The sequence below is a fragment of the Priestia sp. JV24 genome (assembly GCF_025910025.1).
In the GTDB taxonomy this organism is placed as follows: Bacteria; Bacillota; Bacilli; order Bacillales; family Bacillaceae_H; genus Priestia; species Priestia megaterium.
In genome coordinates this window covers 77,043-94,159 of the sequence record NZ_JAPCIN010000024.1, presented here as the reverse complement: position 1 = coordinate 94,159, position 17,117 = coordinate 77,043, and the positions used below count along the sequence as shown (strand labels likewise).

Here is a 17,117-nt window from a genome sequence, read left to right as displayed (position 1 = left end):
AACATCTTTTGAAAAAGATGTTGTTTTTTTATCTAAAGAAGCTATTCTTTCACTTAAGACATGTGGTGAGAGGTGTATAACATGAAAGAGAAAATTTTAATTGTGGAAGATGAAGCGCAAATTGCGAAAGTGTTAAAGATTGAATTGGAATTTGAAGATTATGAAGTAGATGTTGAGTACGACGGGAAAGCGGGGTTAGAGACGGCAACATCCGCTCAATATGACCTCATTTTGCTAGACGTGATGCTTCCAAGTCTGAGTGGTATTGAGGTGTTAAGAAGACTTCGGAAAGCGGAAGTATTTACGCCAGTTATTTTATTAACTGCCAGAAATACGACGCTGGATAAGGTAATGGGCTTAGACCAAGGGGCTAATGATTATGTTACAAAACCGTTTGAAATTGAAGAACTGTTAGCACGGGTTCGCTCTTGTATTCGCTATCGTTCGCTCGTAGAAGCATCAGGAACGAAAGAAGCTGAAGCGGAGCTCTTAACGATCAGTGATTTGACCATTAATCTTGAAACAAGGGAAGTCCTAAGAAACAATGAATCCATTACGTTGACACCGAAAGAGTATGATTTAGTCGTGTATTTGCTTACGAATAAAAATAAAATTGTCACGAGAGAAGGAATTCTCACAAACGTTTGGGGCTATGAATATGAAGGAGAAACGAACGTAATTGATGTGTATATTCGCCACTTAAGAAAAAAAGTAGATGAAGGTTTTTCTACTTCTCTCATTCATACGGTGCGGGGCGTAGGATATATGATGAAAGAGGAGAAACATGAAGATCACGACGAAGATTAATTTACTGACAACAGCATGGCTAGTGGTTATTTTATTAATCATGAACATCGTTGTTTTTTTCTCCTTTACTAAATCTACCGTGAATATGGAACAGGACATTTTATTCGAAAAAGCACGCGAGATTATTCAAAAAGGTCAGCAAGATCATTCCGTGGAGCTCTCGCCCGAGTTACTAAAATTTTATTTGACCAACCATTCATTTATCCGAACAGTCTCAGAAAATTCTACGGTCATTAACCAGGTATCAAATGACCCTCATCTGGTGAAAATTAAGCCCGAATTTTCAAAGAAAAAAAAGGTGAAACTTCGCAAAATCAGAGAAAAGCAAGTATTGGTTATTCGCATGCCTGTCAAAGTCAATAATCAAGTCGTTGAAACGCTTGAGATTGGTGAGCTCCTGACTGGTTTTGAAACCCGTAAAGATATTTTGCTATCAATTTTGATTTTTTGTTCGCTTGTGTCCATTTTACTGTCTCTTTTAGGAGGAAGATGGTTATCACGCGTCATTATGCATCCTATTAAAAATATGGTCACAACGATGAAAGAGATCGAAGAGAGCGGTGTTCCTAAAAAAGTCCTTATTCAAACCGAAACGAGAGATGAACTGCAGGGGATGACCGTTACCTTTAATCATATGATTGACCGCTTGCGAGAAAATATTGAAAAGCAAAATCAGTTTGTTTCCGATGCTTCTCATGAATTAAAAACCCCTCTAACCGTTATTCGCAGTTATTCTAATTTATTAAGAAGAAGAGGGATTAAAAATGAAGAAATTACGCTCGATGCGATCGACACTATCTATGCAGAAGCAACCAAAATGCAAAAAATGATTGAAACGCTGCTTGATCTGGCAAGTGTGGAAAAAGAACAAACGCTTGATCTGAAGCAAACAGATCTTGTTCTTATTTTTGAACAAATCGTTAAGCAGCTGCAGCAGGTATATAAAAGAGAATTAGTTCTTCATTATGATCAAACGCCCATTATGATTGAAGTGGATGAACTAAAAATGAAGCAAGTATTGATTATTTTGCTTGATAATGCAATTAAATACAGTACGGATAAAATTGAAGTGACCGTTGAAAAAAAGCAGGAAGATGTCATTATCAAAGTAAAAGACTATGGAATTGGCATTCCAAAAGAAGATCTTGCACATATTTTTGAACGTTTCTATCGAGTCGATAAAGCCAGAAGCAGAGCTACGGGAGGAACGGGGCTTGGACTGTCGATTGCACAAACTATTGTCCGTCAGCATAAAGGCGAGATTTTTATTAAAAGTGAAGAAGAAAAAGGAACTGAAGTTGTGATTCACCTTCCCGTTGAAAAATGAGGAGATTGGGGGAAAAGTGGTTTAGTGGAAGGAAGATCTGAACGATAAATCGTTCGGATCTTTTTATTTTTCTCAGACTAAAGTATGAAGGTATTTCATTATAAAGTCGTTCGAAACGCATGAAAAAAGCGAATAAAATAAGAGTATCAACAATCAGTGGAGGTTTTAGTATGAGTTATACTCTTTTTATAAAAGCAAATGACAGATCGGCAAGTGAAGCGGTTAGCGTGAAATTATATGATGCATTTTTAGAAAGCTATCAACAATCGCATCAAGATGAAGAAATAATAGAGCTAAATTTGTTTCAAGAAGAACTTCCTTATTTAGGTGCCGACATGATAAACGGTCGGTTTAAATTAGCAAGAGGGCTAGAAGTGACGGCAGCGGAAAACAAAGCAGCAGAAACTGCTAATTATTACTTAGAACAATTTGTGAGAGCAGATAAAATTGTTATTGCCTTTCCGCTTTGGAATTTTACTGTGCCGGCCGTGCTTCATACGTACTTTGATTATTTAAATCAAGCAGGCAAAACGTTTAAGTATACGCCAGAAGGTCCGGTGGGATTACTAGGCGATAAAAAAGTGATGTTATTAAATGCACGAGGCGGAGTGTATTCAGAAGGTCCAGCAGCTGAGGTCGAAATGGCCGTTAAATATGTAGGCAGCGTACTTCAATTCTTTGGAATCACAGATGTGAACTCTGTTATTATTGAGGGACATAATCAGTTTCCAGATCGTGGGCAAGAAATTATTGAAAGTGGCCTAGAACAAGCAGCACAATCAGCCAAAACATTTTAAATCATATTCGTAAAAGAGGACGGGACAACAGTATTTTAGGTGAAGGTATATCCGAACGATGAATCGTTCGGATTTTTTGTTGTTATAGTAAGCGTAGGTTTCATGCATGTAGTAGCTTCTAGGTGTTGATTGGAGGGCAAGGCGTAGACTCCTGCGGGAAAATCGGAACAGGTGAGACCCCGTAGGAGCGCAAGTGAAGAGGAGGCTCGGCGACCGCCCACGGAAAGCAACAGTGGTGTCACAAGCGGTCATACTAGCGCCTTTATCCCATTTGTCCTTCTTTAGATTGAATTGATTTATTATGTCTCCATCTCTTCTTTATATTTTTGCTGTATATCTTAAAACTTAATAGGTAAAATGAATAAATAATATAAAAGATATTCGCTTTATCTATAGGAGGAGCAGAGATGGATATTCGTCAGCTTAATTATTTTTTAGAAGTTGCTAAATTAAGGAGCTTTACTAAAGCATCTCAAAGTCTCCATATTTCACAGCCGACCTTGAGCAAAATGGTGAAAAACTTAGAAGAAGAATTGGAAGTAGAATTAATTGATCGGTCCGCAAGACAGATTGATTTAACGGACGCCGGGGAAGTGGTGTATACGCAAGGACAAAAAGTCATGACATCCATTGATGAGCTATCGACTTATTTATATGATGTGATGAATCTGAAGAAAGGGATGATTAAAATTGGAATTCCTCCATTGATTGGAGTTCTGTTCTTTCCAAAGATTATCAAAGGGTTTCAGCAGCTCTATCCAGATATTACGATTAAACTTATTGAATACGGAGCCAATCGTGTTCAAAAAGCAGTAGAAAAAGGAGAGTTAGACTTAGGTGTAGCGGTGCTTCCGGTAAATGAACATCTTTTTGATAGTAATCCTTTTATCTCTGAAAAAATGCTTTTATATGTTCACAATTCCCATCCTTTAGCCTCTAAAACTCATGTGGAAATTAATGAATTGGCCCAAGAGAAATTTATTTTATTTAATGAAGATTTTACGCTTCACGACCGGCTTATTCATGCATGTCAACAAGCAGGATTTGAACCTAACGTAGCTTACGAGAGCTCTCAATGGGATTTTATTGGTGAAATGATTGCCGAAAACTTAGGAGTATCTATCTTTCCACAGTCCATTGCGGCAAAAGTAGATTCCTCTATTGTAAAAGCAGTTCCTATTACTAACCCTTCAATTTCATGGGATTTAGGATTGATTTTAAAAAAAGATAAATATATTTCATATGCCTCTAAGCAATTTCTTCACTATATGAATGAACAGCATTCTGCTTTATATAGATAAAATGCATATGTTGTATTGAAGATATGTATTTTACGAAAGAGAGAATGTGCGTTAAAGTAGATAGTGTAGAAAACATACAAGAAAACAAACATTGATTCCGCGCGGTGTCAGTAAAAAATACGGAGGTTGATTTTACATGGCACAAGATAGTTATCAAAAAGGTTTAGATAAATTAATGGAATATACATTAACGAGTAACGATGATATTTCAACTCATTTAAAAATTACAGAAGACTTAAAAGACCTAGCTCCTGACGTTGGGAAATATATTATTGAATTTGCCTATGGAGACATTTATTCACGACCGGGTCTAACCAATAAGCAACGAGCATTAGTTACCATTTCATCATTGGTCACTCAGGGTACAGAGCCTCAGCTTGAGCTGCATTTAAATACAGGTTTAACAGCTGGACTAGAGCCGAAGGAGATTGTGGAGAGCATTATTCAGTTAATCCCATACACAGGCTTCCCTCGCGTGTTAAATGCTTTAAGCGTAGCCAAGAAAGTATTCGCTCAGCGTGACGTGGAAGTAGAGGCAGATGAAAAAGAGCTGGTAGAAAATAAATAATAAGCACAACAAAGACGCTCTAAAAGAGCGTCTTTGTTTATGCGAGCTGCTTTTGTTTGGTTTCTTTTCCTAGAAAAACAACCGAACCAACACCGATTAAAATAGCTCCACAAAAGATTGAGAACGTAACGGTTAAAGACGTACCTTGCGTTGACATATATCCAACTAACAGAGGCCCTAAAATTCCTCCAATTCGTCCAAAAGAAGCAGCCATTCCAGCTCCTGTGCCTCGGATAGATGTCGGATATTGCTCAGGTGTATACGCGTATAAAGCACCCCAAGCACCTAAGTTGAAGAAAGACAACAGCATACCTGCTGTTAGCAGCAGCCAAAGTGACTCGGCATTTCCAAAGATATATGCGCTAGCAGCCGTACCTAACAAATATGTGACCAATACGAATTTTCGGCCCATGCGTTCAATAAACCAAGCAGCCGTATAATAGCCAGGCAGTTGAGCTAATGTCATAATCAATACGTATTCAAAGCTTTTGATCAAGCTAAATCCTTTAATGACCATGACGCTAGGTAGCCATAAAAACATGCCGTAATATGAAAATACAACGCAAAACCACAGAACCCAGAGCATAATGGTAGATTGACGATAAGGCTTAGACCACACGCTTCTTACATTGTCCGCAATCGACGGTTTCTTTTCCTTTGTCGCCTCTACAAACTGAGGAGAATCGGGCAGTTTAATGCGCAAATAAATGGCATAAAACGCTGGAATAGCCGTTAGGATAAGCGCTAGCTGCCACCCGTAAGCTGGGATTACAAAATAAGAAATAAGCGCTGCCAGCAGCCAGCCGAAGGCCCAAAAACTTTCTAATAATACGACCACTTTACCGCGTTTTTCCGGCGCCACCGTCTCAGAAACAAGTGTAGAAGCAACCGGAAGCTCTCCTCCTAAACCCATTCCAATTAAAAATCGAAATACTAAAAAAGCAGCAAGGGTAGTAGTAAGAGCTGAAAGGCCGCTTGCCACTGAAAAAAGAACAAGAGTTACAATAAAAACGGTTTTTCGCCCAATTCGATCAGCCAGTAACCCAAACACCAAAGCTCCAACCGCCATTCCGATCGAGTTAACGCTGCCTATCCAACTCATTTCAGTAGGGGAAAGTCCCCATTCAGCGTGAAGAGCTGCAATGATAAAAGACAAAATGCCAACATCCATTGCATCGAAGAGCCACCCGAGCCCTGCGATGCCAAGCAGCTGACGTTCTGATAATTGTTTTGTTTTCATGTCTTCCTCCTAGAAGCAAAGAATTTTGCTTTAAGTTTACACCTGTCTTGACATAATGTCACGTCTATTTTAAAGAAAAAATTCAAACGGAAAAGCTCTATACCTAGTGGTATAGAGCTGGTTTTATTACCACATTTTACTGTAAAGCATTTTTTTAGACCATGTATAAGTCCTATGACCGCCGTCTATCGCAATGCAATGACCTGCTACATATGAGCTGTCATCAGATGCTAAAAATAATACCGCACCTTCTTTCGCGGAGCGTTCAGCGGTTGCTTTTCCTATGCCAGAGCTTGACCCTGTAATAACAGAAACTTTTGATTTTAGACGTTCCAATTGTATCCCTCCGCAAAAATAAGTGTAATAGGTATGTATGTTCATGTCCTCCTCTATTATTTTGATAAAACGTTGCCAGGTTATACATATGTGAATAAAAATAAAGAGACGCAGATAAGGCAAATCCATTGTATAATGAACAGCAGTATGTCAGAAAAAATGAGGTGTTTACATGAAAGCAATCATAAAAAGCTTTATTAATGGACTCTTAACGATTGTCCCTATTATCCTTGTTATTTATATTTTGGTAAGAGTGTTTAATTTTTTAGACAGCATTTTAGGAAACGTATTGAAGCCCTATATGAAGCAGGATTATATACCGGGGGTTGGGATCTTAGCGACTCTTCTTTTAATTACGTTCTTAGGATGGTTATCCACTCGTTTTTTTGCAGGGAAAATCATTAACTTAATTGACCGGTTGTTAGAAAGAATACCGCTTGTTAAAACGCTATATACCGTTATTAAAGATACGTTTCAATCTTTTCTTGGAGAGAAAAAGTCCTTTTCAAAAGTCGCTTTAGTGACGATGCCCGGCACGTCAATGAAAGTTATAGGGTTTGTGACCTCTGAAGAAGTAGAAGAGGTGATTCACTCGTTAAAAGACCACGTAGCCGTCTATGTTCCACAAACTTTTCAAGTAGCTGGTTTTACTTTTTTGATTCCAAAAGAAGAAATTGAATGGTTAGATATTAAGCCGGAAGAAGCCATGAAGTTCGTGTTATCTGGGGGAGTATCTAGTTCAAAAACAGAAAAATAACAGAAGGCTTGTTGAAGCCTTCTGTTATTTTTGTTGGAGTAAGGCTGTTAAAAGATTAAGCGGTTCTTCCAACGGTTTAAGTTCCGTTAAATTTCCAACCATGCCTTTTACAATAGCAGCGGTAGGCTTATCTTTTTTTAGCTCCGTTTGTAAAATGTGAAAGCTGTCTGCGTGCTCATCAGAAATATGATCGCTGGTGTCTAGCAGATGTTTAATTTCCTCAAGAACTTGTTTTACCTGCTCATTTTTACTTAGAAAAGTCGTTCGTTCCTTTCCGTATATATCTTCACCAAAAGAAGCGGGAATAAGGGGACGAGGTTTTCTAGCCAATAAATCTTCTACTAATACATCAACTCGGTCCATTATGTAATGTGCTACTTCTTTAAAGGTAAGCTCGTATTGATTGAAGATAATAATTTCTAAAAAGGAATGATGAATACCTTCAATCATTTTCGTTAAATCCGAGATATAAGGAGTTACGTCTTCTCCGTATACGCTAACGAGGCTTTTGCGATGAAAGTAAAACGTTTCTCGCTGCATTTTATGAACAAAGGTCTCCACTTCTTTGTTAAATGGAATAGATTTTTCACGAATTTGCATGATAATAAAATCTCTATGCTCCGTAATAAATTCATAGAAATAGATAAGCTGATTCATATAGCGGCTGCGGGCATCGTTTACTTCCTCGTCGAGAGCATAAACAGAGCTAAAGAGCTTTTCATAGTAAAAGTTTAGAATTGATAATAAAAGTGCATCCTTAGATTTGAAGTGCAGGTAAAATGCACCTTTTGAAATGTTGCATTCATCTACAATTTCTTGCACAGAGGTAGCATTAAATCCTTTTTTGGCAAAAAGCTTAATCGAAGCTTCAATTATTCTCTTTTCTTTTTCTTTCATGTATTCTACCTCCTTTATTGAACAATTTAGCCATTCATTTCGTTAGATAATAGTATCATACACTAAAAAAGATAAAGGTATATATCAAAGTTAAAACCGGGAGTCAGTTCCTTTAAAAAACGATTTATCGTAAATATGTCTTTATTATGAACATGTTAGGAGAGAGCCTGCTTAGGGTTGACACTGACCAGTTAGTCATTTATATTTTAAGTTGTTGTGACCGATCAGTCAATTTTATTAGTATACATATATTTGAAGGAGGATATGCATTGGGGAAGTTTATTAAATTTTCATTGAAAAATAAATTTGCAGTATGGCTGTTAACGCTCTTTGTCATTATTGCAGGGCTGTATTCAGGGTTTAATATGAAACTAGAGACCATTCCTGATATTTCAACGCCTGTTGTAACAGTCAGTGCAACTTATCCGGGAGCCACTCCGGAACAAGTGGCAGATAAGGTGAGTAAGCCGATTGAACAAAAGCTTCAGGGACTGAGCGGTGTTGACACAGTTAGCTCGTCTTCTTATGAAAATATGGCTACTATTCAAGTTGAATATAGCTTTAGTAAAAATATGGAGAAGGCAGAAGACGAAGTTAGGCGAGCTCTTTCAAACGTAGATCTGCCAGATGATGTAGAGGAACCAAATGTTTCAAGGCAAAGCATCAGTGATTTTCCGATTATTTCATTAAGTGTTTCAGATGATAAAAAATCATTAGAAGGCTTAACGAAGTATGTAAAAAATACCGTTGTTCCCCAAGTTGAAAAAGTGCAGGGAATTTCTTCGGTCAGCGTGTCAGGAGAACAAGTTGAAGAAGCAGAACTTGTATTCAAACAAGACAAGCTCAAGCAGCTGGGACTCGATGAAGATACGGTGAAAAAGCTGATCCAAGCATCCGATGCAAAAGTGCCGGCTGGTACGTATACGATGGATGGATCTCAAAAATCTGTTGTGGTAGACGGAAAGATGACAACAGAAAAAGATTTGGAAAACTTAGAGATCCCAGCTGTGCCTAGTCAAGGAGCTGCTCAAGGTCAGCAACAAGAAATGAGCCAGCAGCAGACACAAGGAGCCGTACAGCAGGTGCCGTCCGCAGCTTCGATTCCAACTGTGAAATTAAAAGAAATTGCGGATGTTAAAGTGATGGGGAAAGCAGAATCCATTTCTCGCACGAACGGAAAACCTTCAATTGCTGTACAAGTTGTCAAAGCGAAGGATGCGAACACAGTAAATGTTGTAAATGATATTAAAGAAAAAATGAATAGCCTAGAAAAGAAAAATAAAGACCTTCACGTTGACAATATTTTTGATCAAGGTAAACCGATTGAAGATTCTGTTCATACGATGCTAAATAAAGCTATTATCGGTGCGGTCTTTGCGGTTATTATTATTCTTTTATTTTTACGTGATATTCGTTCAACGATTATTGCCGTTATTTCAATTCCGCTTTCGCTATTAATCGCCATTTTGGCGCTCAAATCAATGGATATCTCTTTAAATATTATGACGCTTGGAGCGATGACTGTAGCCATCGGAAGGGTTGTAGATGATTCCATTGTCGTTATTGAAAATATTTACCGCCGCATGGCTTATCAGGAAGAAAAGCTTAAAGGAAAAGATTTAATTGTTGCGGCGACGAAAGAAATGTTTGTTCCAATTTTCTCTTCTACAGTCGTAACCGTGGCCGTATTCTTACCGTTAGGTCTCGTAGAAGGACCGGTAGGAGAGCTATTCTTACCGTTTGCGTTAACGGTTGTTTTTGCACTGTTAGCATCACTGCTAGTAGCGGTAACACTCGTGCCAATGCTTGCTCATTCGTTATTTAAAACAAATGTAAAAGTAAAAGAAGAAAAGCCAAGCAAACTAGCGCATGGATATAAGCGAATTTTGAACTGGACGCTAAACCATAAGCTTATTTCCTTTGGATTAGCCGTCCTACTGTTAGTAGGAAGTTTATTCTTAGTTCCTTCTATTGGCGTGAGCTTCTTGTCATCCGATCAAGAAAAAACGCTGACGCTTACGTATACACCGAAAGCAGGACAGTCTCAAAGCGACGTAGAAAAAGCAGCAAATCGTGCAGAAGCGTACTTGATGAAGCGAGATGGTGTCAAAACGGTTCAGTATTCGTTCGGTGAAGGCAACTCGTTTAATCCGGGAAGCAAAAATAACGTTTTAACATTTGTGCAATATGACGAGGATACACAAAACTTTGATAAAGAGCAGGATAAAGTATTAAAAGCTCTTAATAAACAAGCGAATCAAGGTGAATGGGGCTCAATGAATACAGCGTCTAGCGGCAGCAATAATTCATTAAACGTCCTTATTTACGGAGATAGCTTAGATGAAATCAAACCTTATGCTGATAAAGTTCAGCATGTTCTAGAAAAGCATAAAGAACTGAAAAATGTCGATTCTACGCTTTCAGATACGTTTGATGAATATACGCTAGTACCGAACCAAAAGAAAGCCGCTGAACTCGGCTTGTCTGCTAGTCAAATCAGCATGCAAATTTCGAACCTTGGACAGCGTGAAGTATTAACGACTATCCAAAAAGATGGAAACGAAATTAACGTATACCTTCCAAAAGAAAAAGAGGATTTCTCTACTTTTGCCGAACTTTCAAGCACAAAAGTGACCTCTCAAACTGGACAGGAAGTTACATTAAATGAAGTTGTCGATATTAAAAAAGGTAAAACATCGAATACGGTAACTCGCCGTGATAATAAAATTTATGCAGAGGTAAGTGCCGATATTAAGAGTGACGATGTAGGCGGCGTTTCTTCTAACGTCCAAAAAGAAGTGAAGAAAATTGATTTGCCAAGTGATATGGATATTAACTTTGGCGGAGCATCAGAGCAAATTAATGACTCATTTAGTCAATTAGGAATTGCTATGCTCGCAGCCATCGGTATCGTGTACTTCGTACTAGTACTGACATTTGGGGGAGGGCTAGCACCGTTTGCTATCTTATTCTCACTTCCATTTACACTTATTGGTGCACTAGTGGCGCTGTTAATCTCTGGAGAAACAATCAGCATTTCTTCGATGATTGGAGCTCTTATGCTGATTGGAATTGTGGTAACAAATGCAATTGTGCTGATTGACCGCGTGATTCATAAAGAGCAAGAGGGTCTGTCGACGCGTGAAGCGTTACTAGAGGCTGGAATGACACGTCTTCGCCCGATCTTAATGACAGCTATTGCAACGATTGGTGCACTGCTTCCATTAGCGTTTGGATTTGAAGGTGGAGGCCTTATTTCAAAAGGGCTAGGGGTTACGGTAATCGGAGGACTAACAAGTTCTACGCTGCTTACGCTCATTATCGTTCCAATTGTCTATGAGTTTTTTATGAAGTTTAAGCGCAAAAAAGTAAAAAAGTAGAAGCAAAACAAATTTCCGCTTTTGAGGTGAATAGCGATGAAGTCAATTGATAAACTAATGAAACAGCTGATTCAACAAGGAATTAAAGCAAAGAAAGTAACGATTGATAAATCAAAGCGCCAGCAGTGGATGTCCATGTCATTGCCTAAAACGGCATGGCAGCATTCAAAATAAAAAAGAGCTGACTTAGAGTCAGCTCTTTTTTATTAACGATCTGTATCTTCAAATGATCCTTCTTGATAGGCGTCGCTTACTTGCTCATGTGTTTCTGCTAGGCCTTGTGAGAGTGCATCTTGTCGGTTATAATCTTCTGTTTCGAACTGACGGTCAGCCATTTCATTTGTATCAGGCTGCTTTTTAGGCTGTTTTTTTGAATTCATTTTCACCACTCCTATTTAATAAAGTGAGACCACGGTTAGTGTGCGATGAAAGGAAATACATTATACATGCAAAAAGAGCTTCGATTCGTCGAAGCTCTTTCTTTCATAGTATTATTGTTTTTTATCTAAGAAGATTTTTTCAATATCATCAAGTACGATATTAGCTGCTAACACACCGCCTGCTGTATTCCAAGTAGCATCATCTACTTTATGAACATGGTCTTCTTGAGCTACTTTTAACTTTTTGAAAAGCGGATCGTTTATCCATTCTTTTTCAAGCTTTGTTGCTTCGCCGTCTCCCGTTTCATAAGAGAAGTAGAATAGCTGATCGCCGTCCATTGCCGGAATGCGTTCTTTTGTTGCATTCATTTCAGCAAAATCATTTTTGTCTTGAGATTCAGGGCGAGCAAAGCCAAGCTGATCTAAAATAACGCCTGAGAACGAATCTTTATGATAGATACGAACGTCTCCAGCTGTAAAGCGTACAACTGAGATTTTTTGTTTTAACTGATCACCAAGACGTTTCTTTAAATCTGCTACGCGATTGTCATAGTCAGCTAATACTTCTTTACCTTTTTCCTCTTTATTCACAGCTTTTGCATATAGCTTAAAGTTTGATTTCCAGTCTCCGCGCAGCTCTTCAGAAAATACAGTCGGAGCAATTTGACTCAGCTGATCGTATACTTTTTCTTGGCGCATCTTATTTCCGATAATCAAGTCAGGTTTTAAAGCTGCGATTGCTTCTAAGCTTGGCTCGCTTTCTGTACCTACACTTTTAACGCCTTTCATCTGACCTTTAATATGGTCATACCACGGATTTCCTAACCATGATTGAACAGCACCCACAGGCTTTACACCCATTGCAAGAAGAGCTTCAGTACCTTCGTTTGTTAAAACGACTACTCGTTTAGGTGTTCCTTTAATCTCTGTTTTATCCATTGCGTGTTTTACTGTATAAGTTTCGCCAGAACCCTCAGTTTTTTCTTTTTTATTATCGTCAGCGCTGTTTGAATTACCGCAGGCTGCCAGCACAAGCAGTGTCATAATGGTAAGAATGGATAACAAATATGACAACTTGCCTTTAGAATATGTATTCACATCTCTTCCTCCTCTTAAGTGATAATGATTTTCATTAACAATTAAGATAATATTCTAACTTTTAAGCGGTGTCAATTAAAAATTGAAAATGATTCTCAAAATCATTGACACTTTTTTCAATGTTTCCTAAACTAAAGGTTAGATATATATAGGAATCATCTTAGAGGAGAGCAATGAAAATGATGCTACGCAGTGTTCAAATGAAAGTAATGGGGCTCATCATTGGAATCATGCTGCTTTTAATCTGTATTGGATTAAGTATCGTACTCGGATACACAGATACAAGTATCAAGACAGCATTTGAAGCTTTTCAAGCGTTTAACGGTTCGAATGAGCACATAGTTATTCAAAATATTCGATTGCCGCGCGCTATAATTGGTGCTGTGGTAGGTATTTGTTTAGGAATTGCAGGAGCAATGATGCAGGCGTTAACGAAAAACCCACTTGCTTCACCAGATATTATTGGTGTGAACGCTGGGGCCAGCTTTTTTATTGTTGTTGCAGTGATGATTTTTTCGGTCAATTCACTTCAAGCTTTTACATGGATTGCATTTGTAGGAGCGGCATTAACCGTAGTGGTTGTCTATTTTCTTGGGTCCATCGGAAAAGAAGGATTAACGCCTATTAAATTGACGCTCGCAGGAGCGGCTATTGCAGCCTTTTTCTCTTCTTTAACACAAGGGCTGCTGGCTGTCGATGAATCTTCACTTGATCAAGTTCTCTTTTGGCTGGCTGGGTCTGTTCAAGGGCGCAAGGTGGAAATGCTGTATGGCATACTGCCTTATGTAGTGCTAGCAATTATTGTCACGTTTTTTATTGCTTCAAAAATTAATATTTTAACGATTGGTGAAGATGTAGCTAAAGGATTAGGTCAAAGAACGGCTCTTGTGAAAATTATAAGCGGGATCATTATTGCCATTTTAGCTGGTGGAGCCGTTGCAGTAGCCGGTCCGATTAGCTTTGTTGGAATCATTGTTCCTCATGTTGTAAGAGCAATTGTAGGACAAGATTATCGCTGGGTATTTCCCTATAGTGCGGTTGCCGGCGGGATTTTAATTTTATTAGCTGATGTTGCGGCCAGGTATGTCATTATGCCTCAAGAAATCCCTGTTGGAGTCATGACTGCTGTTATTGGTACACCTTTCTTTATCTATATGGCAAGGAAAGGGGCCAAGGCGTCATGAAAACATACTTATCTCTTCGCTTAAAGCGGATTTCATTTTTAGTTAACATAAAAGCAGCTTTGATTATCACTGGTTTTTCAGCTGCACTTATTGCTCTTTTTTTATTAAGTGCAGGTACGGGCGACTTATTTATCAATCCCTTTCGTGTGATTAACATTTTAGCGGGTCATGGACTGGAGTTTGAACGGTTAGTTGTTACCTCCTTTAGACTTCCGCGCATTATCGTTGCCATTTGTGCCGGTATTTGTTTAGCCATTGCAGGTGCTATCTTGCAGGGGCTTGTGCGAAATCCGCTTGCTTCACCAGACTTGATTGGATTAACAGGGGGAGCGTCAGTCGGTGTAGTGTTATTTTTGACACTATTTAGTGATAAAAGCAACTCGTTAACCGTAAGTATTAATTGGATGCCTGTTAGCGCATTTTTAGGTGCATTGGCAGTGGCGCTTTTACTTTATGTGTTTGCCTGGAAAAATGGCGTCTCTCCTATTACACTAGTATTAATAGGAATTGGATTAACAGCGTTAACGAAAGCTATGACCACGCTGTTTATGATTATGGGTCCTATCTATCGCGCCAGCCAGGCAAATATTTGGATTACAGGAACGGTGTATGGCTCAAACTGGGCCAGTGTTTCCGTACTAGTTCCTGTTACAATAGGGCTGGTTATAATCACGATTTTAATGATTCGAAATTTAAATGTTCAAGAATTAGGTGAAGAAATTGCGACTAACGTTGGAAGTCGCGTTCAAAAAAATCGATTGGCACTATTACTGATGAGTACAGCTTTAACAGGAAGCGCCGTTGCATTTGCCGGCGGAATTAGCTTTGTAGGATTGCTTGCTCCACATATTGCCCGAAAGCTGGTAGGTTCTTCATTCGGAGCTTTAATACCGCTATCGGCACTAATCGGAGCGATTTTAATCACAGCAGCAGATTTAATTGGCCGAACATTTTTCTTGCCAATCGAAGTGCCAGCAGGTGTATTTACAGCTGCAATTGGCGCACCGTACTTCATTTATTTACTATACAAACAAAGAAACGTATAGCATTCTTTGTAGAAGGAGCGATTCGCATGCATTCGTTAGAAACAAAATCGCTAACATTATCATATGGAGAAGCGATGATTATAGATGAGCTTGACGTTACCATCCCAAAGGGTGAGATTACGGTTTTTATCGGCAGTAATGGATGCGGAAAATCTACGCTGCTGCGTTCACTAGCAAGATTATTAAAGCCACATGCCGGCTCTATTTTGCTAGAAGGCTCTAAAATTTCCTCTCTTCCTACCAAGGAAATTGCAAAGCAGCTAGCAATTCTTCCGCAAGGTCCTGTTGCACCTGAAGGGCTGACAGTGCTTCAGCTTGTTAAACAAGGGCGCTATCCGTATCAAAATTGGTTTCGTCAGTGGTCTCAAGAAGATGAAGAAAAAGTACAAAATGCACTCGAAGCAACAGGGTTAGCAGACTTGGCTGATCGTCAAGTTGATTCGCTTTCTGGAGGACAGCGTCAGCGCGCATGGATTGCTATGACATTAGCACAAGATACGGATATTATTTTACTTGATGAACCGACAACGTATTTAGATATGACGCATCAAATTGAGATCTTGGACTTGTTGTTTGAACTGAATGAAAAAGAAAATCGTACCATCGTAATGGTGCTGCATGATTTAAACTTAGCCTGCCGCTATGCTCATCATATTGTGGCGCTTCAAGATAAAAAAATCTATGCACAGGGAAGACCAGAAGAAGTCATTAACTGCGATTTAGTACAGCGAGTCTTTAATATGAACTGTGAAGTGACGGTGGATCCGTTATTTGGAACGCCTCTTTGTATTCCTCATGGGCGCGGACGATGTATTGTGAATAAGCTGCGCGTTGAAACGCAGCATGCTCAATAAGAAAGAGCAAAGCGAGTTAGCAGAAAAATTCCGCTGTACGTTTAAAGATAACTCGCTGTATAGGTTGTCTCCCTCCAGCTGCATGGACGAAAGCACGCTGAGGATTCAGCTGCTATGGATTCAACAGACGATGGAGGCTGATAACTTGAGAGCAGCTGCCTCTATGTTAGCGAAGCGGTATAGCTTTGTTGTGGTGGCGGCTTTGTATTCATTTATTGTGTTTCAAAAAAAGATAAACGCATCGACTAAAAATGTTTCGTTGCATACAGAAGACGCTGAAACGATCTGGCTCCCAAAAGTGTTCATCTCAGAAATTGAGACGAAAGAAGTAACAGAGGACAATCGGAAAATTCTTCTTGATGAACTTCTTGATGAATTGTTTGCTCATCACATTGAGCGGATATGGTCATCACTGCGTAAAGTGACAAAAATTTCAAAGCTGACGCTGTGGGAAAACGTAGCTGTTTATATCCACTGGCTTTATGATTTGCTTTTAGCAAATGAAGAAATAGAAAATGTACAAGTACAAAAGAATTTACGATATGTGTTGGAAGAAGCTGAGGGTCATCACTTTGGTTCATACCATCATAATCCGTTTGCTAGGTACAGTTCACCTCTTCAAGTAGAGAAGCAAATGCAGGAGATAAGGGTTCGGCAAACGTGCTGTTTATCTTACCAAACAGGAGCTAAAAAGACTTATTGTCAAACTTGTCCAGTTATTTGTAAACCAAAGAAAGGAGTGATTGTGCATGAGTAAAACCTTTCAAGAGCAATTTGACGGTTTAATTGAAAAGTATACGGAACTAATGGTTGGTCAAAGTGACGAACAGCTGCAGGAAAAAGTAAAAATGTGGGCACTTTACAACCATATCTCAAAATCCATGCCTCCTTTAACAAAGCATTGGAATCAATTATATCCGGAAGCAAAAGCGGAAATGGTGGAGATTGTAAAGGAAATCAAAGAGCTGAATGAAGCGCATCGAGCGTCACAGCGAAAACCAGAATAAAAACATTCATCACGAAGCTGATGGATGTTTTTTTATCCAAAAGCTCTCGGTCGCTTTTTGATTTTGTATGCATAGGTTAATAAAGGGTGCCTATCTATCTAGTTTGGAAAATGGTAAAATTAATGATAATTAAATAAA

The 17,117-nt window shown here is 38.9% G+C and carries 17 protein-coding genes and 1 pseudogene; 13 read left to right on the top strand and 5 right to left on the bottom strand.

Annotated elements, in window-relative coordinates:
• The first annotated feature begins 81 nt into the window (after positions 1-81).
• From OK414_RS26130 to OK414_RS26110, 5 genes are all read left to right on the top strand, one after another.
• Positions 82-807 carry a response regulator transcription factor gene (locus OK414_RS26130; RefSeq protein WP_013059676.1) on the top strand — a complete coding sequence of 242 codons (726 nt, stop codon included), beginning with the start codon at positions 82-84 and terminating at the stop codon, positions 805-807.
• Entirely contained in the window at positions 785-2,134 is a 1,350-nt protein-coding gene (locus OK414_RS26125) for an ATP-binding protein (protein ID WP_034648448.1), read from the top strand. The genes OK414_RS26130 and OK414_RS26125 overlap by 23 nt, the downstream gene beginning before the upstream one ends.
• Before the next feature lie 170 nt (positions 2,135-2,304).
• Positions 2,305-2,931 carry an FMN-dependent NADH-azoreductase gene (locus tag OK414_RS26120; protein ID WP_034648450.1) on the top strand — a complete coding sequence of 209 codons (627 nt, stop codon included), beginning with the start codon at positions 2,305-2,307 and terminating at the stop codon, positions 2,929-2,931.
• Between the two features lie 407 nt (positions 2,932-3,338).
• On the top strand, positions 3,339-4,232 hold the full coding sequence (locus tag OK414_RS26115; RefSeq protein ID WP_216875693.1) for a LysR family transcriptional regulator: 894 nt from the start codon (positions 3,339-3,341) through the stop codon (positions 4,230-4,232).
• A gap of 136 nt (positions 4,233-4,368) precedes the next feature.
• Positions 4,369-4,800: a carboxymuconolactone decarboxylase family protein gene (locus OK414_RS26110; protein ID WP_016765843.1), complete on the top strand. Its 432-nt coding sequence runs from the start codon at positions 4,369-4,371 to the stop codon at positions 4,798-4,800.
• A 37-nt stretch (positions 4,801-4,837) separates the two neighbouring features.
• On the opposite strand, the gene OK414_RS26105 is transcribed toward OK414_RS26110, so the two are convergent.
• On the bottom strand, positions 4,838-6,040 hold the full coding sequence (locus OK414_RS26105; RefSeq protein WP_025752638.1) for an MFS transporter: 1,203 nt from the start codon (positions 6,038-6,040) through the stop codon (positions 4,838-4,840).
• A 126-nt stretch (positions 6,041-6,166) separates the two neighbouring features.
• Positions 6,167-6,280, bottom strand: a pseudogene (locus OK414_RS26100) (short-chain dehydrogenase); the annotation flags it as partial.
• A gap of 268 nt (positions 6,281-6,548) precedes the next feature.
• Here OK414_RS26100 and OK414_RS26095 point away from each other — a divergent pair.
• Complete coding sequence (locus tag OK414_RS26095) at positions 6,549-7,133, top strand: DUF502 domain-containing protein (protein ID WP_013085360.1); 585 nt, start codon at positions 6,549-6,551, stop codon at positions 7,131-7,133.
• A 24-nt stretch (positions 7,134-7,157) separates the two neighbouring features.
• Here OK414_RS26095 and OK414_RS26090 read toward each other — a convergent pair whose 3' ends face one another.
• Entirely contained in the window at positions 7,158-8,030 is an 873-nt protein-coding gene (locus OK414_RS26090) for a TetR/AcrR family transcriptional regulator (RefSeq protein WP_095380223.1), read from the bottom strand.
• A 269-nt stretch (positions 8,031-8,299) separates the two neighbouring features.
• Here OK414_RS26090 and OK414_RS26085 point away from each other — a divergent pair, with 269 nt between their 5' ends.
• Positions 8,300-11,410, top strand: a complete 3,111-nt coding sequence (locus OK414_RS26085; RefSeq protein ID WP_263045908.1) for an efflux RND transporter permease subunit — start codon at positions 8,300-8,302, stop codon at positions 11,408-11,410.
• A 36-nt stretch (positions 11,411-11,446) separates the two neighbouring features.
• Positions 11,447-11,584 (top strand): hypothetical protein, encoded by a 138-nt coding sequence (locus OK414_RS26080; protein WP_014457868.1) that lies wholly within the window; start codon positions 11,447-11,449, stop codon positions 11,582-11,584.
• A gap of 32 nt (positions 11,585-11,616) precedes the next feature.
• Here OK414_RS26080 and OK414_RS26075 read toward each other — a convergent pair whose 3' ends face one another.
• Positions 11,617-11,790 (bottom strand): YozQ family protein, encoded by a 174-nt coding sequence (locus OK414_RS26075; RefSeq protein WP_013085357.1) that lies wholly within the window; start codon positions 11,788-11,790, stop codon positions 11,617-11,619.
• A 111-nt stretch (positions 11,791-11,901) separates the two neighbouring features.
• Complete coding sequence (locus tag OK414_RS26070; RefSeq protein ID WP_034648466.1) at positions 11,902-12,888, bottom strand: ABC transporter substrate-binding protein; 987 nt, start codon at positions 12,886-12,888, stop codon at positions 11,902-11,904.
• A gap of 179 nt (positions 12,889-13,067) precedes the next feature.
• On the opposite strand from OK414_RS26070, the gene OK414_RS26065 reads away from it, so the two are divergent.
• The 5 genes from OK414_RS26065 to OK414_RS26045 are packed head-to-tail and all read left to right on the top strand — an operon-like array spanning position 13,068 to position 16,979.
• A complete protein-coding gene (locus OK414_RS26065) occupies positions 13,068-14,072 on the top strand; it encodes a FecCD family ABC transporter permease (protein ID WP_013085355.1) in 1,005 nt (334 codons plus the stop codon).
• The gene (locus OK414_RS26060) at positions 14,069-15,118 is read left to right on the top strand and encodes a FecCD family ABC transporter permease (protein WP_029319259.1); all 1,050 of its coding nucleotides are present in this window, start codon (positions 14,069-14,071) and stop codon (positions 15,116-15,118) included. The genes OK414_RS26065 and OK414_RS26060 overlap by 4 nt, the downstream gene beginning before the upstream one ends.
• A 26-nt stretch (positions 15,119-15,144) precedes the next feature.
• Complete coding sequence (locus OK414_RS26055) at positions 15,145-15,972, top strand: ABC transporter ATP-binding protein (RefSeq protein ID WP_013059664.1); 828 nt, start codon at positions 15,145-15,147, stop codon at positions 15,970-15,972.
• On the top strand, positions 15,962-16,729 hold the full coding sequence (locus OK414_RS26050; protein ID WP_047931113.1) for an IucA/IucC family C-terminal-domain containing protein: 768 nt from the start codon (positions 15,962-15,964) through the stop codon (positions 16,727-16,729). Before OK414_RS26055 ends, OK414_RS26050 begins: the two co-directional genes overlap by 11 nt.
• Positions 16,722-16,979: a YusU family protein gene (locus OK414_RS26045; RefSeq protein ID WP_013059662.1), complete on the top strand. Its 258-nt coding sequence runs from the start codon at positions 16,722-16,724 to the stop codon at positions 16,977-16,979. Before OK414_RS26050 ends, OK414_RS26045 begins: the two co-directional genes overlap by 8 nt.
• Positions 16,980-17,117 lie beyond the last annotated feature (138 nt).